Origin of the sequence: Paenimyroides ummariense (genome assembly GCF_900115115.1) — a bacterium.
In the GTDB taxonomy this organism is placed as follows: Bacteria; Bacteroidota; Bacteroidia; order Flavobacteriales; family Flavobacteriaceae; genus Flavobacterium; species Flavobacterium ummariense.
The window spans coordinates 1-21,063 of record NZ_FOVI01000022.1; the positions used below are offsets into that span (position 1 = coordinate 1).

The window sequence follows — 21,063 nt, forward strand, 5'->3', positions numbered from 1 at the left end:
TATTTGTTTGTTCCAACGTAAAATTATTAAATTATTCGTAAAAAAAACAGTGAGAATTTTAACATTTTTTATTTTGAAAAACCATAGTTATCGGAGTGGGAATATCGCTTTTTTGAATTGTTAGAAATTATAATTAAAAAAAGGAGAACTTTATATTTCTCCTTTAACAAGTTGTTTTGACGATATGATGTTAGTGGAATTTTTTTTAGCAGTATTGTAATAAACTTTCAATTCTTCGTTTTCTTCTAGCTGTACTTTTAGTCCCAGCTGACATTGTCGTCTTATATTGTTGAATCAGTTCTTCTTGTGATTTTCCTAAATATTTTGTGTAAAAATCTTCTAAGGTTTGATTTAAATTGTTAAAATCAATTTGATCAATAGTATTATTTTTAAGTTTTTCAATTGCAAATCCCCATAGAGCATAAAAGTGACTGACTCCATCTATTTTTAAATTTTCAAGATTTAAATTTAATTTTCTAATAAATTCTGAATATTTGATAAAATCATTTTCAAACTCTTGTAATGTATCTGTAGATGAATTTGAATATTCTTCTATTTTTTGATCAAGCATTTCAGGTTTATCACCTGCTATAACTTCTTTATTTATTGAAGTGATAAGTAGTTCTGTTATATATTCTTCATCTTCTAATCTATTACGTTGTAATTTGTTTAATACAGGCTGCAGGACATCAGTTAATGCAAGCTTTTTTATCAACTTATAGAATCCACTAGAATTATATTTGGCATTTCTTAATTCTTGTTTTGTCAGTGGTTCTCCATTTCTATTAAGTCTATCAAAAATATTATTGACAACATCAACTTGATTTGTATCAATGTATTCAATAGTTATATCATATCTCCAAAATGCTTTTTTCCAATCTGATAGATTACTTTCATCTAAATCTTTAAAAGAAATATCAGATAACTCTTGAATACCAAAACCATCAGAATGGAAATCCTCTGGAGTTCTAATTTCATTTTTAATAAAGCTTAAAATTGCTCCTAATCTTTGTTTTCCGTCAATAACATCATACATGGTTTTACCAGTTTCTTCATCAATATGCTGATGGAGAAAAATAGGAGGAATAGGGAAATTTTTTAAAATTGTATCGATTAAAAATGATTTTTTAGATGGACTCCAAACATCACTTTTTCTTTGGTAATCTGGTTCAAAATTATACTTATTCAATTGATAATTTTCCCAAAAATTCGCAATATTTATTGTAGTACTATTTCTATTTAAAATATTCATTATAATAAAGGATTTGAGTTACTGTAAAAAATAACTTTATCAAAAAGTGTTGTTATAATAGCATTAAAAACTTTTGGTGTAAAGGGATTAATGACTTTAACCTCTTCAATTTCGGGATTAATGCTTGTTAAAATTGAATCTATTTCAAGTCTATCTACATGCCAATAAGAGAGCCCACAGATTAATAATTCATCTTCTTTATCTAAACTCTGAGCTATTTCTTTAGCTTTATCTCTGATTTCTTTAGCCCATTTGAAGTCTAATCTACTAGAATCACCGGCAGGTGGAATAATAGCATTTACAGAATTTAATGTGTCTATATTTTCATAGTTTAATGTAAACTCATCCATATTACCATCATTAGAATCGCTATTATATCTTATTTCAAATGCTTCTTTTTCTTTTTTTATATTATAAGAAAAACTAATTGAGCCATGTGGTTTATATACGATAACTTTCTTTTGGCGATCTTCTAGATTAGAAACATCAAATTCAATGTTGTGTTTCTTTAATATTCTTTCCAACCAAATATCATAGTTGAAAGTAACTATATGTATTTTTTCTACATCAGGTGAATTATACAATTTATTTATGAACTTGAACCATGCCCAATCTGAGAAATCTTCAGAATCTATATCTAAAATATTATTATAGTATGTGAAAAGAGCATGTAAGTATGTTACTAATTCTTTATATGCTTTGATGTAAATATTGCTTGATTTTTTATTATTTCTGTGTAAGATATTTGCACAAGTAATAATATCTTCAATAAGATTTATAGCTTCTTCATCTGACATATTTGGTCTAGCCCCAAGTGTCCATAGATTTGGACAATATCGATAGGAAAGAAAACCAGGTTTATCATTACCTGGCCAAGGCACAAGTTCTCCATTAGAAAATAGATTTTTTACATTAATTTCTCTCTCTTTCTTCTTTGAAAGAAAGTTAATTAAATCAATTGTAAATCCATTACCTAAAAGTATATAGTAATTTTTACTCATTTATTAATTTGCAGGATTTGTTAAAATTTTCGCTAACGTTTATCATCGCAATATACTATTTAAATTCAAATGTTAAAAAAAAGTCTAATCTCTTTTATTTTATAAATCTCAATATATTGGTGTGTGTGTTTATAATAATTAATAATAGCATTCCTCAAAAAAAGTAATGAAAACTTTTTCGTTCTTAATTTTAAGCTTGTTATATTTGTTACTTATCAAAAAACGAAATCATGCACAAAGATTCAAAAAGAAGAGAAGCTTTATTATATCACGCAAAACCAAAACCCGGTAAAATTGCCGTAGTACCAACAAAACCTACAAGTACACAACGCGATTTGGCATTGGCTTATTCACCCGGAGTTGCAGAACCTTGTTTAGAAATCGAAAAAAATCCTGAAAACGCTTACAAATACACTGCTAAAGGAAACTTGGTGGCTGTAATTAGTAACGGAACGGCTGTTTTAGGTTTGGGCGATATTGGCGCGCAGGCATCAAAACCGGTAATGGAAGGTAAAGGTTTGTTGTTTAAGATATTTGCCGATATCGACGTTTTTGATATTGAAGTAGACACAAAGAATATCGATGATTTTGTAAAAATTGTAAAGGCGTTAGAACCTACTTTTGGTGGAATCAACTTAGAAGATATTAAAGCTCCCGAGTGTTTTGAAATTGAACGTCGTTTAAAAGAAGAAATGAATATTCCTGTAATGCACGACGACCAGCACGGAACGGCAATTATTTCCGGTGCGGCATTAATCAATGCGTGCGAATTACAGAAAAAAGATATTAAAGACGTTAAAATTGTTGTAAGTGGTGCAGGTGCCGCAGCAAATTCGTGTACTCAAATGTATATTTCGGTTGGTGCAACAAAAGAAAACATTGTAATGTTAGACAGTAAAGGTGTTATTCGTGCCGATCGTGAAAATTTAGATCCTTCTAAAGCGGTTTGGGCAACCAAGCGCGACATTCATACGTTGGAAGATGCCATGAAAGATGCCGATGTGTTCATTGGATTATCTGCCGCAAACGTGCTATCGCCAGAAATGTTGAACACCATGGCTCCGGATCCTATTGTTTTGGCAATGGCAAATCCAAACCCTGAAATTGCATACGATTTGGCAATGGCTACTCGTAAAGATATCATTATGGGGACAGGTAGATCAGATTTTCCTAACCAGGTAAACAACGTTTTAGGTTTCCCATTTATTTTCCGTGGAGCGTTAGATGTTCGCGCTACAAAAATTAACGAAGAAATGAAGCTGGCTGCCGTTTACGCTTTGGCTAAATTGGCAAAAGAAACAGTGCCTGAACAAGTAAACATAGCTTACGGTGCAAAGAAATTAAGCTTCGGTAAAGATTATATTATTCCTAAACCGTTTGATCCACGTTTAATGACCGAAATTCCACCGGCAGTTGCAAAAGCAGCTATGGAATCGGGCGTGGCTACAGAACCAATTACCAATTGGGAAGCATATCGTAACGAACTTTCTGATCGTATGGGATCCGATAATAAATTGGTACGTTTGTTAATGAATCGTGCGAAGTTAGATCCTAAAAAAGTAGTTTATACCGAAGCCGATCAGTTAAATGTACTAAAAGCAGCACAGATTGCTTACGAAGAAGGTATTGCCGAACCAATTTTATTAGGAAATAAAGAAATTATTTTAGAGTTAAAAGAAGAAATTGGTTTTGATGCCGATGTAATGATAATTGACCCTAAAACCAAAGAAGAAGCCGATCGTAGAGAACGTTATGCAGAATTCTTCTGGAATTCAAGAAAACGCAGAGGTGTAACTTTAATCGATGCTCAAAAATTAATGCGAGATCGCAGTTATTTTGCATCAATGATGGTGTTGAAAGGCGAAGCCGATGCGATGCTTTCGGGTTACTCACGCAGTTATCCAACATCGTTAAAACCGGTTTTAGATTTAATTCCGCGTGCAAACGGCGTATCAAAAGTAGCGGCAACTAATTTAATGCTTACCAATCACGGACCAATGTTTTTGTCTGATACTTCTGTAAACCCAAATCCAGCAGCAGAAGAAACAGCAAAAATTGCTTTAATGACCAGTCATGTGGTTAAAATGTTTGGAATGGATCCGGTGGTGGCAATGATTTCTTTCGGAAACTTTGGATCATCAAAAGAAGAAACTCCAAGAAAAATGCGTACAGCAGTTGAGTTGTTGCATGAACAACATCCGGAGATGATTGTTGACGGTGAAATTCAAATGGATTTTGCTTTGAACCAGCAAATGTTAAAAGAGAAATTTCCGTTTTCAAAATTAGTCGGTAAAAAGGTAAACACGTTGGTTTTTGCCAATTTAGATGCTGCAAATACCACTTATAAAATGTTGAAAGAATTAAACGGAGCAACATCAATCGGACCTATTTTATTAGGGTTAGATGCACCTGTACACGTATTTCAGTTAGGTGCAAGTGTAGATGAAATGGTGAATATGACGGCGGTTGCGGTTATTGATGCCCAGGAAAAAATCGCACGAAAAAAGAATATATAGTTTTATAAAAGATACCAAAGCCAATAAGCGTTAATTTATTAATAAAATTTTCTATTTTTGATGAAAATTTAAAGTAAAAAAATGATTGCGTTTTTAAAAGGTCGTTTGGTAGAAAAAACTCCTACAGATATTATAATAGATTGCAACGGAATTGGCTATCAGGTTCATATTTCGTTGCATTCTTATTCTTTAATTAAAGATTCGGAAGCAATTCAGATCCACACTTACCTTCAAATTAAAGAAGACGCACATATTTTATACGGATTTATCGAAAAAACAGAACGCGAGCTTTTTAAGCTGTTGATTTCTGTTTCTGGAATTGGCGGAAATACGGCTCGAAACATGTTGTCGTACGTTTCTCCAAATGATTTAATACAGGCAATTGGATCAAACGATGTAAAAACAATACAGTCAATCAAAGGTATCGGACTAAAAACCGCACAACGCGTTATATTAGATTTACAGGAAAAAGTGCTGAAATTGTATGGTTTAGAAGATTTATCTGCTCCTGTAAACAATACAAATGCAGAAGAAGCGTTATCTGCTTTAGAAGTTCTTGGTTTTGTACGAAAAGCTACCGAAAAAGTAGTGAAGAAAATCGTTGAGCAAAATCCGGAAGTTACTGTAGAGCAGATTATTAAGTTGGCATTAAAAGGGTTGTAGCATTTTGAGAGCATCTTCACGTATATACATTTATTTAAAATACTTTTTAGTCGTTATCTTTTTGGGTAACGCTGCGCCTGCTTTGGCACAAATTGAAGAAACCGAAGAAGAAAGCGTAATTATTCGCGGAGCTATTTCTTTGAAAGATGTAGATAGTATCATGAAAATGTACACCTACGATCCGGTTTCAGACAAATACTTGTACACCGTTACCAATAACGATTACAACTTGGAATATCCTATGGTTTTAACCCGTAAGCAGTACGAGGATATTTTGCTGAAAGCTGCCATGCGCGAATACTATTCTAAAAGATTAGCTGCAGCCGAAGACCGATTAACCGAAGATGAAAAGAAAGATTTATTACCGGGATATTATGTAAATTCTAAACTTTTTGAAACCATTTTTGGCGGTAATACTATTGATGTAAAACCAAGCGGTAACGTAGAATTAGATTTGGGTATTCGCTTTACAAAGCAAGATAACCCAATTATATCGCCAAGAAACCGCCGTACGTTTGCGTTAGATTTTAACCAGCGCATCAACTTAAGTTTACAGGGAAAAGTAGGAACGCGTTTAAATACCGACATTAACTTTAACAACCAGTCAACATTAGATTTTCAAAGACAAATGCTTAAGTTGAACTACGAACCAGACGAAGATGCTATTCTTCAGGGGATCGAAGTGGGTAACGTAAGCATGCCGGTAAATAACTCGTTAGTTCGTGGGGCACAAAATCTTTTTGGTGTAAAAACCAAGTTGCAGTTCGGGCGTACAACAATTACCGGTGTGGTTTCTAAACAAACATCAGAACGTAAAACTATTGTTGCAGAAGGTGGCGGAACAGTGCAAAACTTCGAAATGTTTGCTTTGGATTATGAGCAAAACCGAAATTTCTTTTTATCGCAATACTTTAGATACCAGTACGATAATGCCTTAAGAAATTATCCGTATATCGACAGCCGTGTGCGTATTACCCGTGTAGAAGTTTGGGTAACCAACCGCCAAAACCGTGTTGGGCAAACAAACAATAACATGCGTAACATTATCGCGCTTCAAGATTTAGGTGAGGCACGATTAAGCAACGCAAGTACCGATCGTATCATTGGGTTGGATCTAACGGCGAATCCTACATTCTTTGGTACTTCACAAGTAAATGCACCGGTTGATAATAAGAACAACCAATTCAATCCGGGAGCTATTGGTACTAACTTTTTAAATGAAGGCATCCGTCAGATCAACACGGCACAAGCAGGATTTAATATTCCTGTAACAGAAGGTCGCGATTATGTGAAATTAGAAAATGCCCGAAAATTATTAGAAAACGAGTTTAAGTTTCATCCGCAATTAGGATACATTACGTTACAGCAAGCGTTGAATAACGATGAGGTTTTGGCTGTAGCGTTTGAATATACCATTGGTGGAAAAGTTTATAAAGTTGGGGAATTTGGAACCGATGGAGTAGATGCTACCGTAATTGGTCAAGACGGAAACAATCAGGATATCCCAACAACACAAGGTTTGGTTTTAAAGATGCTGAAAAGCACCCTGGCATCGGTTGATGAACCTGTTTGGGATTTAATGATGAAAAACATGTATCAAATTCCAAATACAAGTTTTATCGAAAAAGAAGGTTTCCGTTTTAACATCATGTACACCGATCCTTCGCCGTTAAATTATATTTCGCCGGTTGCAGGAACAACTTTACCGGAAGATGTGGCAAATACGCCTTTATTGAATGTATTTAATTTAGATCGATTGAATGCTACCGATGATCCGCAAGCGGGCGGTGACGGTTGGTTCGATTATATAGCAAACAGCCCAACAAGTAACAATCCGTCAAACAATAACAATAATCAAGGCGGTGGCGGTGGCTATGGTAATAACAATAGTAATTCGGCACTGCAGAATATGAATAAGTTCGAAGGTATTACTGTTGATCAGGAACGTGGACGAATTATTTTTACAACGGTTGAACCTTTTGGGGAACACTTGTTTAAAAAGCTTTCTAACGGAACAGGCGAAAACTATGATGTTGACGCAAGTTACAACCCTAACCAGAAAAAATACGTTTATAAAAATCTGTATCGCAATACTTACATAAAAGCGATGCAAGACAGTGAGAAAAATAAGTTCCAGTTAAAAGGAAAAGCCAGCAGTTCAAGTGGCGATGGTATTCCTATTAATGGATTTAACATAGCACAAGGATCGGTTGTAGTTACCGCAGGTGGTAGAACATTGATGGAAGGTGCCGATTATACCGTTGATTACCAACGTGGAATGGTTAATATTTTAGATCCGGGTTTACGTGAAAGCAATACACCTATTGAAATTTCTGTAGAAGAAAATTCAATGTTTTCTCAAACTCGCAGAAACTTTTTCGGGGTACATGTTGATCATCAGGTAAACGACAAATTAATTTTAGGTGCAACCTATTTACGCTTAACAGAACAACCTTTAACCGTAAAATCAAACTATGGCGAAGAATCGGTAAATAACACTATTTACGGTTTCAATATGAACTATTCTACCGATGTACCTTTCTTAACACGTTGGGTAAACAAGTTGCCAAATATAGATACCGATGTAATGTCAACCTTAACTTTTAAAGGAGAATTTGCGTATTTAAAACCGGGTGCATCGAAAATGGATCAACTTAACGGAGAAGCAACTTCTTTTATTGAAAATTTCGAAGGAACGCAAAGTAACATTGATGTGCTGAATCCTACCATGTGGTTTCTATCATCTGTGCCTGTAGGTTTCGGCGAGAATTTTACCGATTTACAATCTGGCTATCGTCGTGCAAAAATGTCGTGGTATAACATCGATCAAATTTTTTATAGTCCATACCGTCGCCCCGACAGTGTTACCGATGCTATGATTTCATCGAACAAAACCCGCCGTATCAATAAAGAAGAATTATTCCCTACCATGGATGTGGCACAAGGCGAACTGTTAACGGTAAATCCATTAAACTTAACGTATTATCCAAAAGAACGCGGACCTTACAATTTTAATCCGCAGTTTTTAGCAAATAACGAATTACCAAATCCACAGCAAAACTGGGCAGGTATTATGCGTTCTATCGCATCAACCAATTTTGAACAGGCAAACGTGGAATACATTGAATTTTGGATGATGGATCCTTATACAGGTAATACCGGCGATGTTACAAGTACAGCAAATACAGGTAAGGTTTATTTCAATTTAGGATACATTTCAGAAGATATTTTGCAAGATGGTATGAAGCAATACGAAAACGGATTGCCTACACCGGGAACAAATGCACCAACGATTAGTTCGGTTTGGGGTAAAGTTCCGGCATCAACTGCTTTAATTTATGCGTTTGATACCGATGCAAACAACCGTATTTATCAGGATGTTGGTTTAGACGGATTGAACGATGAGGAAGAAAAAGCGAAGTTTACGCAATTTTCTGGTTTAGCAGATCCTGCGGCAGATAACTACGAATTTTTCCTAACGGCACAGGGCGATATCATTTCGCGCTATAAAAATTACAACGGTTTGCAAGGCAACACGCCAATTCAGTTTTCGGACACAAACAGAGGAAACAGCAATTTACCCGACGTAGAAGATATCGATAACGATAATACCATGAACACCATTAATGCGTATTATCAGTATGAGGTTAATGTAAATGCCAATCCGGTAATTGGTGAAAATTATGTGGTAGATATTCGTACAACTACTGAGAAATTTTTAAACGGAAATACAACTCCGGTTAAATGGGTGCAGTATAAAGTGCCAATTATTGCAAGTCAGGAATACGCTGTGGGAGCCATTTCAGATTTACAGTCGGTACGTTTTATGCGTATGTTCTTAACAGGTTTCTCTGAAGAAGTAACGTTGCGTTTTGCGACTTTGAATTTGGTTCGAAGCGATTGGAGAAGATATACCGATAATTTGGTTGAAGATCCTAATGTAGTAGTGCAAGGAACCAACACCGGTTTCGATGTTACCACACTGAATATATTAAACAACTATTCACGTACGCCAATTCCGTATGTATTGCCTCCGGGAATTACCCGCGAACGCGTAAATCAAAATAACACTATTATTAACCAAAACGAGCAGGCGTTATCGCTACGTGTGTATAAGGCAAATTCTACGGTGACTCCCGATGGTTTAGAACCAGATGATTCCAGAGCGGTATTTAAAAATGTAGGTAATATTGATATGCGCCAGTACAAAAAACTGCGTATGTTTTTACACGCCGAAGCATTAGAAAGTGCGACAGATGCTTCAAGGTTGAAAGATGATGAAATGGTAGCATTCATTCGTTTTGGTAACGATTTTACAAACAACTTCTATCAGGTAGAAATTCCGTTGAAGTTAACAGAATGGGGTACAACTATTTCAGAAGAGGTTTGGCCGTTAGCCAACGAAATTGAATTACAGTTAGAATTGCTTACTAAGTTAAAGTTGATGCGTAACCGTGATCAAAATCAAGATCCGAGTTTTATTTATTTTAAAAACGAAGATGAACTGGCACCGGAATTGGCAAGCAAAATCAATAAACTGCGTATTGGTATCAAAGGAAATCCAAACTTTGGTATGTTAAGAACCATTATGATCGGGGTTCGAAACAATACAAGAATTCTGTATCAAGATTCGCCACAATCGCCAAGAGATATTCGTGGGGAAGTTTGGTTTAACGAATTGCGTATGTCTGATATGACCAATAAAGGCGGTTGGGCAGCTGTTGCAACGGTTGATGCTAAAATTGCAGATTTTGCAGCGGTAACGGCAACGGTTAACAAACAAACAATGGGCTTTGGCGCGTTAGAACAAGGTCCGCAAGAACGCAGTAGGGAAGATGTTTTTAATTACAATGTTACAACGGCAGTAAATGCACATCAGGTATTGCCTAAAAAATGGAATTTGAATATTCCGTTCAGTTATTCTATTGCCGAAGAAAAAATTACACCAGAGTACGATCCTAACGATCCGGATGTTCGCCTACAAGCAAAAATGGATGAAGCACAAAGTGCCGATGAACGCAAACAAATTAAAGATCGTGCCATTGAATATACCAAACGTACAAGTATCAACTTTATTGGGGTAAACAAGCAACGCAGTCCAAACCAAAAACAGCGTTTTTACGATGTTGAGAATTTAACGCTTTCGCATTCGTTCAATCAGGTAGAACAACATAATTTCGAAATTGAACAACTGTTAGATCAACAGGCACGTTCGTCTTTAAATTATGCATATTCGTTCAAACCTTGGAATATCGAACCATTTAAAAAAGCAGAAAATCTTAAAAAGAACCGCTATTTAAAATTGTTCAGTGATTTTAATTTAAATCTGCTGCCAACAAGTGTTACTTTTAATTCGGATGTATTGCGACAGTACAACCAGCAAAAGTACAGAATGATCGATGTGGAAGGTATCGAAATTCAACCATTGTACCGCAGAAATTATTTCTTTAATTACAATTACGGTCTTAATTTTAATCTTACAAAAAGTTTAACCCTTAATTACACGGCATCAAATAATAATGTGGTGCGTAATTTTATGGATGAAAACCGATTTGTAGATAACTCTTTGGGAATATGGGATGGTTATTTTGATCCGGGAACGCCTAATTTACGCATGCAAACATTACAGTTAAACTACAAATTACCTTTTGATAAAGTTCCGTTTTTGGCATTTCTTAATAGTGATTATTCTTACACGGGCGATTACAGCTGGCAACGTGCAACAGATGCTTTTTCAAATGTTGATTACAACGGCGTAAATTACCAATTGGGTAACACCATACAAAATGCCAACAGACATAGTTTAAATACCAACGTACAAATGGAGGTGTTGTATAAGTATTTAGGCTTGGTAACAAGTAAGCAAAAAAATAAAAAACCAACAGCATTAGCTAGCCAAAAGCCACAACCGGGACAAAAAGTTGAGCGTAATAAAGAGTTAACCGATAAAGAGAAAAAAGAACAGGAAGATCAAGGTTCGCCGGTTTTAGATGCACTTATTAATGTGGTGACCATGGTTAAAACGGCAAGTGTAACCTACGAACAATCAAACGGTACAGTATTGCCTGGTTATTTGGGTGGTTTAGGTTTCTTTGGAACTTCGAGACCTACCCTGGGTTATGTATTTGGTTCACAAGAAGATGTTCGATATGAGGCTGCGCGTAAAGGTTGGTTAACACAATACCCTGAATTTAATCAGGAATTCAGCCGTATGCACACCGAAAATTTACAGTTTAGAGCCGAAGCACGTCCTTTTGCAGACTTGTTAATTACAATTGATGCCATAAAACAATACAGTACCAACATGTCTGAACAATACGATGTTACCGATGGCATGTACAATTCGCGTTCGCCTTACGAATACGGAATGTTTCAAACATCGAACATCATGATTGGAACTGCTTTTGGTAGAAGTGATGTAAACGGTTCGGCTGCTTTTGAACAGTTTAAAGCAAACCGTATTGTAGTAGCAAATCGTTTGGCTGCAGCACGTGGTATCGATTTATCTGATCCTGCAAATATCGATGAGTATGGATACCCGGTAGGTTATAGTAGAACCAATCAAGAAGTATTAATGCCTGCATTTTTGGCGGCTTATTCGGGCAGAGATATATCAAAACAAGATAATGGATTTATGCGAAATATTCCTTTGCCTAATTGGAAAATCGAATATCGTGGTTTAACAAAATTGGGTTGGTTTAAAAACCATTTTACCAGAGTAACCTTGTCACATAAATATACTTCAGGTTATGCAGTAAACAATTTCCAGACAAATTATGAGTATTTGGAAAATCCGAATGCGTTGAATGCAGGTGGAAATTATCCTACTAAAAATGTAGTTAGTAATGTTACTATGGATGAACAATTTAGTCCATTAATTCGTGTTGATTTCTTAACGAAATCAGGAATTGATTTTGGATTTGGAGTTAATAAGGACAGAATACTGTCTATGAGTTTTGATAATAACTTGTTAACGGAAGTTCAAGGAAGCGAATACAGTTTTAAATTAGGATTTATTATTAAAGACGTTGGTTTTACTACCAATTTTGAAGGCGTTGCCAATGGTGGTAGAATTATTAGCGATATGCGTTTTGCAACCGAATTTTCATGGCGACGCAACCAAACACTTATTCGATATTTAGATTATAACAACAACCAAATTGGGGCAGGGCAGGATATTAAAAATATTAGAGTAACTGCCGAATATGATTTAAGCAAGAATTTTACCGCTCGTTTTTATTACGAACACATGTTTAGTAAAGCGGTAATTTCAACCAGTTACCCAATTACCAATTTACGTTCGGGAATTACATTGCAATATAAATTTGGAAATTAAACCCTAAAAATTTTTCAATTATCAATAAAGTTATACATTTGCCTTAAAATATTAACACCATGAATATACCAGCTAATTTAAAGTACACAAAAGACCACGAGTGGGTTAGTTTAGAAGGAGAAATTGCAACTGTAGGAATTACAGATTTTGCACAAAAAGAATTAGGAGATATTGTTTACGTAGAAGTAGAAACACTTGACCAAACATTAGAGCAGGATGAGGTTTTTGGAACGGTTGAAGCCGTTAAAACTGTATCTGATTTATTTTTACCTGTTTCTGGCGAAGTGGTAGAATTTAACGAAAACTTGGAAACAGAACCAGAATTGGTTAACACCGATCCTTATGCTGCAGGTTGGATGATTAAAGTTAAAGTTGCCGATACTGCTCAAGTTGATGCTTTATTAACAGCTGATCAATATAAAGAATTAATTGGTGCTTAATAAAAAGCTTATTGCCATAAGCTGGAATGTTTTAATATTGATTTTCTGTTTGATAAATTTATCAAACATTAACGAAGTTCAAAAAATAAGCATTCCTAATTTAGATAAAGTTGTTCATTTTATATTTTACACAACATCGTCTTTTTTATGGTCTTGGGCGTTGCTGAATAAGAAGGCATCCACTTTTAAATTAAATCTTACCTTAATTGTTTTTGGTTTGATTTTATTTGGATTGATGGTCGAGTTTTTACAAGATATACTACCAACACAGCGTTCGTTTGAATGGTTAGATGTATTGTGTAACACCTTGGGCGTTTTATTTGGAACCACCGTTTATTTAATATATACAAAATTTAAACCTCACAATTCGTGAGGTTTTTTTATTTTAGTACCATGAAGAATGTAAACGATTTTTTAGACGCTACCTATCTTAAAACACCTGAACAGGCAAATATTTCTAAACTAGAAAACGATGCCCTTGTTGAGGAATTGTTGCAAAATGCCGTAAAACATAAATACAAATGCGTCATGATTCGTCCGGAATATGTCGCAACTGCTAAACAGTATTTTGTAAAAAATAAAAGCAAAGTTTTGGTGGGAACTGTTATTGATTTTCCTGAAGGAATGGCAAGTTTACAAGAAAAATTATTGCAAGCACAATTGGCTATTGATAACGGAGCAGATGATCTGGATTTTGTGATCGATTATCAGGCGTTTAAAAACGGAGCGTTTGCTTTGGTTCAAAATCAGGTGAAAGAATGTACCCAATTGGGTTTGCAACATCATAAAACAGTAAAATGGATTATTGAAACCGCAGCCTTATCAAACAAAGAAATTATTCAGATTACGGCTTTAATCAAAAATGTAGTTATTCGAAATTTTAAAGAAACTGATTACGGAAACGTGTTCGTGAAATCATCTACAGGATTTTTTAAAACAGCCAGCGATCAATCAAACGGAGCAACTCCAAACTCCATTACCTTGATGTTAGAAAACGCCACACCTTTATCTGTAAAAGCATCGGGCGGTATAAAAACGTTGGAAGAAGTTCTGTTTTATCTGGAAATGGGCGTAAAGCGTATTGGTACTTCGGCACAAAAAGAAATTATTGAAGACGCATTAAAATCGTAATTGCAATTTGTTTACAATGTGAAAAGGATGATCGTCCTTTTGAATACGAAAGACTGATTTTTTAGGATATGAATAGCAACGGACTTTAGTCCGTTGTGAATATTAAGATGAATAAATGGTTTTAGCCAAACCTTTTTCGGTTTTGTTTAACACTTTAAAAGCGTAAATAGTTAGTTTTAAGATTTTTTTTAAAGTATATTTGCAAACCAAATTTCATCAGCAAATAAGTCATTTTGGAAACACCTTCATCAACAATAAAAGTTTCAGCGCTATCAGAATTTAAAAGCATAACCAAAGCAGGGTTAGCCTTCAGTGTGGTTTTTTCTACTTTGGCAGGATATCTTTTGGCGGTGGAAGACTGGCAGCAAATCGATTTTATAAAACTGATGATGTTGGCTGTGGGCGGATATTGTATGGTGGGTGCATCAAACGCATTTAATCAAATCATTGAAAAGGATCTGGATGCTAAAATGGATCGAACCAAAAACCGACCAATTTCATCTGGAAGAATGTCGAAAAACAATGCATTTGTTTTGGCTTCTGCTTTAACGGTTGTTGGGTTGATCATTTTGTACGTTGTAAGTCCTAAAACGGCAATGTTCGGTGCTATTTCCATCTTTTTATATACAAGCGTTTACACGCCTTTAAAACCGTTAACACCATTGGCTGTCTTTGTGGGAGCTTTTCCTGGAGCCATTCCTTTTATGTTGGGTTGGGTGGCACATACCGATCAGTTTGGTATCGAAGCCGGAACTCTTTTCTTAATTCAGTTCTTTTGGCAGTTTCCTCATTTCTGGGCATTAGGTTGGTTCTTATTCAACGATTACGAAAAAGGCGGATTTTATTTATTGCCAACCCGTAAAAAAGATAAAAAAACCGCATTACAGGTTATTCTATATTGTGTTTGGTTAATCATTGCATCTTTATTACCAGCGTTAGGTCATATAGTTAGATTGTTTTCTTCTGGAGAAGGACCTGTGAGTTACACCGGCAGATTGTATTTATCGCCAATTGCAGCAGTTTTGGTATTGGCAGCAGGTTTATGGATGTTGTATGGCGGCGTGCAGTTGTATAGAAAACAAACTGATAAAGCTGCGAAAACATTAATGTTGATAAGCGTAACCTATATTACTTTAATTCAGATAATTTTTATTTTAGATAAATTCCTGCGATAATGAATATTGAAGAGATTAACAGAGAACAAATGCAGAAAGGTAAAGCATATAAAACCATGCTTATTTTTGCAATGGGAAGCATCGTAATGATTTTTGCGGGCTTAACAAGTGCTTATGTAATCAGTAAAAACCGTCCGGACTGGCTGAAAGATTTCGATTTACCACAAGCTTTTTTATGGAGCACTCTGGTAATTGTTTTAAGCAGTGTTACATTTCATATAGCTAAAAAAGCAATCGAAAAAAATAACCGATCTTTAACAAGCATTATGTTGGGTGCAACCTTGATTTTAGGTTTAGCATTCGTAGCATTACAGTTTGAGGGGTTTAATCAGGTTATCAAGGCTGGATATTTTTTCACGGGTAGTCAAAGTACCATAACAACATCATTTTTATATGTGGTGGTTTTAGTACATATTGCCCATTTGGCAGGTGGATTAATTTCGTTATTAATTGTAATTTATAATCATTATAAACAAAAATATAATGCATCTCAAACCCTTGGAATTGAGTTAAGTGCAATGTTTTGGCACTTTTTAGGTTTCTTATGGTTGTATTTGTTTTTATTTTTTACTTTTTACAAATAGTCTTTTTACTTTTCTTTAAAAGAAAAAAGATGTAAATTTGGGAACTTTTTAACAACTTAAACTTTTTATGGGAGCGACAGTTACTACAGCAGCGACTAAAGAAAAAATCTGGGAAGGTGGAGAAGATATCCATCCTCTTGGAGCGAGCTATGGGAAAATGATGATGTGGTTTTTTATCTTGTCTGATTCATTAACTTTTGCAGGATTTCTTGCGGCGTATGGATTTACAAGATTTAAATTTATGGACTCTTGGCCAATTGCCGATGAGGTTTTTAATCACTTTCCGTTTATGCATGGTGTTGATGCGCCAATGTATTACGTAGCATTAATGACATTTATCTTGATCTTTTCATCGGTAACAATGGTATTGGCAGTAGATGCTGGTCATCAGATGAAGAAAAAGAAAGTGGCAACTTATATGTTATTAACCATTGTTGGTGGTCTTGTTTTCGTTGGATCACAGGCTTGGGAGTGGAAAAACTTTATAACAGGTACTTACGGTGCTGTTGAAACAAGAGGTGGCGAAATACTGCAGTTTGTTGATAAAGACGGTAAACGTTTAGCTTTGGCAGATTTTGCTGATACTACAATGGCAAGAGAAGACGCTGCTTTAACAAGAAGTAAAGGTGTTTGGGGAATGACAGGTGGTAGCAATACTTCTGTTTCTTTAAACCAAGTAAAAGCCGGGTTAGAGAAAAATCCAGATGTTTTAATTAGAACGCAATATACTGTTCCGGGTAATAAGCATGAGAAAATTACGTTAAACCGCGAAGAAACTTTAAAACGTGCTAACGATTTTAAATTTGTGGTAGAAGGTGCAAACTTGGTTCGTAACGAATACGGTCACAAAAGTTTTGGAGATTTATTCTTCTTCATTACAGGTTTCCACGGATTCCACGTTTCTGTTGGGGTATTGTTAAACATCATTATTTTCTTTAATGTGTTGTTAGGTACTTACGAAAAAAGAAGAACTTACGAAATGGTTGAAAAAGTTGGATTATACTGGCACTTTGTAGATTTAGTATGGGTGTTTGTATTTACATTCTTCTATTTAGTATAATCTATAAAAATTAAAAAAATGGGAGCACACGCATCAAATACAAAAAGAATTTGGCAGGTATTCATTTATTTATCTGTACTTACTATAGTTGAAGTTATCTTGGGTATTTTAAAACCAGATGCTTTATTTCATAACGAATTATTTAGCTTAAGTTACTTAAACTGGATATTTATCATCTTAACAATCGTAAAAGCTTACTACATTATGTGGGCGTTTATGCACTTAGAAGGCGAAAAAGCATCATTCCGCTGGTCAATTGTTGCACCAATGGTATTCTTAATAGCTTACTTGGCTTGTTTGTTGTTAATTGAAGGAGAATATATTCACGATGTATTTAAAACATCATCAATGAGATGGATATTTTAATCTATAAATAAGAGTTAAAAAGGCGGTAATTACACCGCCTTTTTTTATTTTTGTAAAAACTTTTTAGAATGAAAAAAGTACTGCTTTTGGTCGCTCTTTTTGTTGTGCCTGTTGTTGCTTACCTGTTTTTTGCCTCAGGTGTAAACTCGTTTATTAAATTACCCGTTGTTACAGAAAAAATTCCAGAACTTCCTATAAATTGGAAACCACTTTCCGGCAACGAAACTCAATTAAAAAATAAAATTACTATTCTTGGTTTTGTAGGAAACGATATTAAGTATGTAGAAGGTAATATTACCAATTTAGCTCATAAAATATACGATAAAAACAAAGACTTTGTAGATTTTCAGGTTGTTATGATAGCACCTAAAGGAACCGAAGAAGCAATAATAGATTTAAATCGGCAGTTAAGTGTGAATATCGATTTAAAACATTGGCATTATGTAATGGCAGATGAAAAGGAAATTCAAGAGTATTTTAAAAAGCTGAATTTGGTTGGTGGATTAGATTCTAAAGTCGGTACATCAAACGTATATATCATCGATAAAGAACTAAATCTGCGTGGTAGAAAAGGCAAGAACAAAAAAGGGGAAGACGAGTATCGTGAAGGATATAATACCATTTCAGCAGCCGATCTTCACAACGAAATGTCAGACGATGTAAAAGTGATTCTGGCAGAATATCGTTTGGCACTTAAAAAGAACAACAATAAAGACAACATAACAAATTAGTAATGAAAAAAAATTATTCGTACATCTGGATTTCGCTGATCGTTTTGATTTTCGGAATCTATTTTGTTCCAAAAATTGTAGATCGCTTTAAAAGTGCTTCGGTAGTAGAAAGCGATCGTTTAAATGTAGCACACCGTCGCGAACTGAAAGAAATTGGTAAAGCACCTGCTTTTTCGTTCACCAATCAAAATAACGAAACCATTACGAATGCCGATTATGAAGGAAAGGTGTATCTGGTTGAATTTTTCTTCAGCACATGTCCTACCATTTGTCCGGTTATGAATGAAAATATGGTGAAACTTCAAGACGAATTTGGTAAAGATGATCGCTTTGCAATTGCATCTATCACGATTGATCCCGAAACCGATACACCAGAGCATTTAAAAGAGCACGCCAAATTTTTGAAAGTAACTATGAATAACTGGCATTTTTTAACAGGATCTGAAGATGCTATCTTCGGTCTTGCTAAAAAATTCAATATGTATGTTGGTAAAAACGATGATGCTCCGGGTGGTTTTGAACATTCAGGCTTGTTTGCTTTGATCGATAAAAAAGGAAAAATCCGTTCACGTAATATGGAAAACATGGATTATCCGATAATTTATTACGATGGAACTACAGAAGAAGGTGTGCAAATGCTTCGCGAAGATATTCAACAATTAATTAAAGAATAATGGATCATATACAAACTGAAAAAAAATACAGCATCTGGATTTGGATTTTATCAATAGCAATACCAGTTGTTGTAGCCATATTATTTAGTGTAAATCTGCATGATTTAGGATACGATGTTAAACCACTTTCTTTTTTACCGCCCATTTACGCCACAATTAATGGTTTAACGGCAATATTGTTGTTTTGGGCAGTTAGTGCAATCAAAAAAGGAAATCAAGTATTACACGAACGTTTAATTAAGATTTGTATAGCATGTTCGGTAGCCTTTTTGGCTATGTATGTTGCATATCACATGACATCGGTTGAAACCAAATTTGGTGGCGAAGGCGCCATTCGTTACATCTACTTTTTTATATTGATAACCCACATTTTATTATCAATCATCATTATTCCGTTTGTATTGGTAACATTTGTTCGCGGAATTTCGGGATCGTACCAACGTCATAAAAAACTGGCGCGCATTACGTATCCAATGTGGTTGTATGTTGCTGTAACCGGCGTTATTGTTTATTTAATGATCTCTCCATATTATGTTCACTAAAAAAACATACTATTTATTTTCTATTTTCTTTGTTCTTTTTTCTATTGAAGGATTCGCTCAATGTGCCATGTGTCGTGCAGCATTAGAAACCGAAGAAACCGGAAATCAGGCTGCGGCAGTAAACGATGGAATTGTCTATTTAATGGCATTCCCTTATTTATTGTTGTTGGTTGGCGGAATTGTTATTTACAGAATAATGAAAGGTAAAAAGAAGAATAAAGCTTAGCTTGATGGTTTATATTTTAAATATTGAAACAGCTACAAAAAACTGTTCGGTAAGTTTAAGTAAAAACGGACAAACAGTTGCGCTTAAAGAGTTGAGTGAAGAGCAATTTAATCATGCGGAAAAACTCAATTTGTTTGTAAAAGAAATTTTAGCATCAGAAAGTATTTCATTTGCAGATTTAAATGCTGTAGCTGTTAGTAAAGGCCCGGGATCTTACACAGGCTTACGAATTGGAGTTTCGGCAGCAAAAGGACTTTGTTATGCGTTGAATATTCCTTTAATTGCGGTTGATACATTGGCTGTTTTGGCTGAAAAGATATCGATTGATTCTGGAATGATCGTTCCAATGATTGATGCTAGAAGAATGGAAGTTTTTACCCAAATGTTCGATAAAGATTTTAATGTATTATCAACAGCCGAAGCCTTAATTGTTGATGAAACCGCCTTTGCTAATATAATTGAAGATATTCATTTGGTTGGAGATGGATCATTAAAATGCAAAACTGTTTTAACAGATGCCAAGTTTATTTTTCATGAGGATGTTATCTATCCGTCGGCAAACGAAATGAATAGATTATCTTATAAAAAATACATAGAAAATACTTTTGAAGACGTCGCTTATTTTGAGCCTTACTATTTGAAAGATTTTATGCTTACTACAAAAAAATAAAGACTCCAAATTTGGAGTCTTTTTTGTTATTAGATAGTCGCTAAGAAATTTCCTAACTTAATCATATCACTATCGTTTTCTTTAATCTTATTTTCCTTATAAAAAGCTTTGATTGCATCGCTCTTACCAGAAATAATTTTCTCTAAAGATTTTTGTTTTCCATCAAACTCAAATGTTTGATTGTTGTAAGTTATAAAATAAACTTCTTCGTTTTCTTTATAAGTAGCTTGTTTGTCACTTTCATAACTATTTGCTGCTTTAGTTGCAGGTATCAATTTAATGCTTTGATATTTAGATATCGTTGCGTTTTTGTTACTTACTAAAACTCTGTGGTAACGCTCAACTGCTTTTTTATTAAATTCGTATTTGAATAATTCATAAACTGATCCATCTTGGAATTCAAAATGAGTATTCTTATCTTTTACTAATTCTAAAATATCGCTACCATTTTTATATTCCATTATGTCGTTATAAGCGTTATAACGAATCAGAAAATTTTGTGTTCCTTTATTTACTTTAGTATTTTGGTATTGTTCAGTTAGATACCTTGATCCAGCTATTGCAGCATCATTAAAATCGGCACTTTTTCTGAATGTTAGTGTTCCTTCACCTCCACTTTGTAATGTCATCTGAGCATTAGTTGTTACGGAAAAAATACCAAAGGAAAGTATAAAAATTACTTTTTTCATTTTTATT

The 21,063-nt window shown here is 34.6% G+C and carries 18 protein-coding genes; 15 read left to right on the plus strand and 3 right to left on the minus strand.

Annotated elements, in window-relative coordinates; translation table 11 throughout:
* Positions 1-205: 205 nt before the first annotated feature.
* Together BM253_RS13310 and BM253_RS13315 are read right to left on the minus strand one after the other, a co-directional pair.
* Complete coding sequence (locus tag BM253_RS13310) at positions 206-1,252, minus strand: DUF262 domain-containing protein (RefSeq protein WP_091525282.1); 1,047 nt, start codon at positions 1,250-1,252, stop codon at positions 206-208.
* Entirely contained in the window at positions 1,252-2,253 is a 1,002-nt protein-coding gene (locus BM253_RS13315; protein WP_091525284.1) for an SIR2 family protein, read from the minus strand. Before BM253_RS13315 ends, BM253_RS13310 begins: the two co-directional genes overlap by 1 nt.
* Positions 2,254-2,483: 230 nt before the next feature.
* Here BM253_RS13315 and BM253_RS13320 point away from each other — a divergent pair, with 230 nt between their 5' ends.
* The 15 genes from BM253_RS13320 (at position 2,484) to tsaB (ending at position 20,367) form a co-directional block, all read left to right on the plus strand.
* The gene (locus tag BM253_RS13320; RefSeq protein WP_091525286.1) at positions 2,484-4,769 is read left to right on the plus strand and encodes an NADP-dependent malic enzyme; all 2,286 of its coding nucleotides are present in this window, start codon (positions 2,484-2,486) and stop codon (positions 4,767-4,769) included.
* 81 nt (positions 4,770-4,850) lie between these two features.
* Positions 4,851-5,432 (plus strand): Holliday junction branch migration protein RuvA, encoded by a 582-nt coding sequence (gene ruvA / locus BM253_RS13325; protein WP_091525287.1) that lies wholly within the window; start codon positions 4,851-4,853, stop codon positions 5,430-5,432.
* A 4-nt stretch (positions 5,433-5,436) separates the two neighbouring features.
* Positions 5,437-12,768, plus strand: coding sequence for a T9SS outer membrane translocon Sov/SprA (gene sov, locus BM253_RS13330; protein WP_245758500.1), 7,332 nt, complete (start codon positions 5,437-5,439; stop codon positions 12,766-12,768).
* A gap of 59 nt (positions 12,769-12,827) precedes the next feature.
* Positions 12,828-13,208, plus strand: coding sequence for a glycine cleavage system protein GcvH (gene gcvH / locus BM253_RS13335; protein ID WP_091525289.1), 381 nt, complete (start codon positions 12,828-12,830; stop codon positions 13,206-13,208).
* Positions 13,201-13,581: a VanZ family protein gene (locus tag BM253_RS13340; protein WP_177205789.1), complete on the plus strand. Its 381-nt coding sequence runs from the start codon at positions 13,201-13,203 to the stop codon at positions 13,579-13,581. The genes gcvH and BM253_RS13340 overlap by 8 nt, the downstream gene beginning before the upstream one ends.
* Positions 13,578-14,339 carry a deoxyribose-phosphate aldolase gene (gene deoC / locus BM253_RS13345; RefSeq protein ID WP_317040965.1) on the plus strand — a complete coding sequence of 254 codons (762 nt, stop codon included), beginning with the start codon at positions 13,578-13,580 and terminating at the stop codon, positions 14,337-14,339. Before BM253_RS13340 ends, deoC begins: the two co-directional genes overlap by 4 nt.
* Before the next feature lie 233 nt (positions 14,340-14,572).
* Positions 14,573-15,514: a heme o synthase gene (cyoE, locus tag BM253_RS13350; RefSeq protein ID WP_245758501.1), complete on the plus strand. Its 942-nt coding sequence runs from the start codon at positions 14,573-14,575 to the stop codon at positions 15,512-15,514.
* On the plus strand, positions 15,514-16,098 hold the full coding sequence (locus BM253_RS13355; RefSeq protein WP_091525297.1) for a cytochrome c oxidase subunit 3: 585 nt from the start codon (positions 15,514-15,516) through the stop codon (positions 16,096-16,098). Before cyoE ends, BM253_RS13355 begins: the two co-directional genes overlap by 1 nt.
* 67 nt (positions 16,099-16,165) lie before the next feature.
* Positions 16,166-17,158 carry a cytochrome c oxidase subunit 3 gene (locus BM253_RS13360; RefSeq protein WP_091525299.1) on the plus strand — a complete coding sequence of 331 codons (993 nt, stop codon included), beginning with the start codon at positions 16,166-16,168 and terminating at the stop codon, positions 17,156-17,158.
* 18 nt (positions 17,159-17,176) lie between these two features.
* Positions 17,177-17,524 carry a cytochrome C oxidase subunit IV family protein gene (locus BM253_RS13365; protein ID WP_091525301.1) on the plus strand — a complete coding sequence of 116 codons (348 nt, stop codon included), beginning with the start codon at positions 17,177-17,179 and terminating at the stop codon, positions 17,522-17,524.
* 68 nt (positions 17,525-17,592) lie between these two features.
* Complete coding sequence (locus tag BM253_RS13370) at positions 17,593-18,255, plus strand: hypothetical protein (RefSeq protein ID WP_091525304.1); 663 nt, start codon at positions 17,593-17,595, stop codon at positions 18,253-18,255.
* A gap of 2 nt (positions 18,256-18,257) precedes the next feature.
* The gene (locus BM253_RS13375) at positions 18,258-18,929 is read left to right on the plus strand and encodes an SCO family protein (protein ID WP_091525305.1); all 672 of its coding nucleotides are present in this window, start codon (positions 18,258-18,260) and stop codon (positions 18,927-18,929) included.
* Positions 18,929-19,471, plus strand: a complete 543-nt coding sequence (locus BM253_RS13380) for a DUF420 domain-containing protein (RefSeq protein ID WP_091525307.1) — start codon at positions 18,929-18,931, stop codon at positions 19,469-19,471. Before BM253_RS13375 ends, BM253_RS13380 begins: the two co-directional genes overlap by 1 nt.
* Positions 19,461-19,697 carry a hypothetical protein gene (locus tag BM253_RS13385; RefSeq protein ID WP_177205790.1) on the plus strand — a complete coding sequence of 79 codons (237 nt, stop codon included), beginning with the start codon at positions 19,461-19,463 and terminating at the stop codon, positions 19,695-19,697. Before BM253_RS13380 ends, BM253_RS13385 begins: the two co-directional genes overlap by 11 nt.
* Before the next feature lie 4 nt (positions 19,698-19,701).
* A complete protein-coding gene (tsaB, locus tag BM253_RS13390) occupies positions 19,702-20,367 on the plus strand; it encodes a tRNA (adenosine(37)-N6)-threonylcarbamoyltransferase complex dimerization subunit type 1 TsaB (RefSeq protein WP_091525309.1) in 666 nt (221 codons plus the stop codon).
* A gap of 29 nt (positions 20,368-20,396) precedes the next feature.
* Here the strand turns inward: tsaB and BM253_RS13395 are convergent, their stop codons facing one another.
* Complete coding sequence (locus BM253_RS13395; RefSeq protein ID WP_143095662.1) at positions 20,397-21,056, minus strand: hypothetical protein; 660 nt, start codon at positions 21,054-21,056, stop codon at positions 20,397-20,399.
* Positions 21,057-21,063 lie beyond the last annotated feature (7 nt).

Excerpts from the sequence above, each read along its gene's own strand:
- BM253_RS13310 (WP_091525282.1), bottom strand. The coding sequence starts at position 1,252 with ATGAATATTTTAAATAGAAATAGTACTACAATAAATATTGCGAATTTT.
- BM253_RS13315 (WP_091525284.1), bottom strand. The coding sequence starts at position 2,253 with ATGAGTAAAAATTACTATATACTTTTAGGTAATGGATTTACAATTGAT.
- BM253_RS13320 (WP_091525286.1), top strand. The coding sequence starts at position 2,484 with ATGCACAAAGATTCAAAAAGAAGAGAAGCTTTATTATATCACGCAAAA.
- ruvA (WP_091525287.1), top strand. The coding sequence starts at position 4,851 with ATGATTGCGTTTTTAAAAGGTCGTTTGGTAGAAAAAACTCCTACAGAT.
- gcvH (WP_091525289.1), top strand. The coding sequence starts at position 12,828 with ATGAATATACCAGCTAATTTAAAGTACACAAAAGACCACGAGTGGGTT.
- BM253_RS13355 (WP_091525297.1), top strand. The coding sequence starts at position 15,514 with ATGAATATTGAAGAGATTAACAGAGAACAAATGCAGAAAGGTAAAGCA.
- BM253_RS13360 (WP_091525299.1), top strand. The coding sequence starts at position 16,166 with ATGGGAGCGACAGTTACTACAGCAGCGACTAAAGAAAAAATCTGGGAA.
- BM253_RS13365 (WP_091525301.1), top strand. The coding sequence starts at position 17,177 with ATGGGAGCACACGCATCAAATACAAAAAGAATTTGGCAGGTATTCATT.
- BM253_RS13370 (WP_091525304.1), top strand. The coding sequence starts at position 17,593 with ATGAAAAAAGTACTGCTTTTGGTCGCTCTTTTTGTTGTGCCTGTTGTT.
- BM253_RS13375 (WP_091525305.1), top strand. The coding sequence starts at position 18,258 with ATGAAAAAAAATTATTCGTACATCTGGATTTCGCTGATCGTTTTGATT.
- BM253_RS13380 (WP_091525307.1), top strand. The coding sequence starts at position 18,929 with ATGGATCATATACAAACTGAAAAAAAATACAGCATCTGGATTTGGATT.
- BM253_RS13385 (WP_177205790.1), top strand. The coding sequence starts at position 19,461 with ATGTTCACTAAAAAAACATACTATTTATTTTCTATTTTCTTTGTTCTT.
- tsaB (WP_091525309.1), top strand. The coding sequence starts at position 19,702 with ATGGTTTATATTTTAAATATTGAAACAGCTACAAAAAACTGTTCGGTA.
- BM253_RS13395 (WP_143095662.1), bottom strand. The coding sequence starts at position 21,056 with ATGAAAAAAGTAATTTTTATACTTTCCTTTGGTATTTTTTCCGTAACA.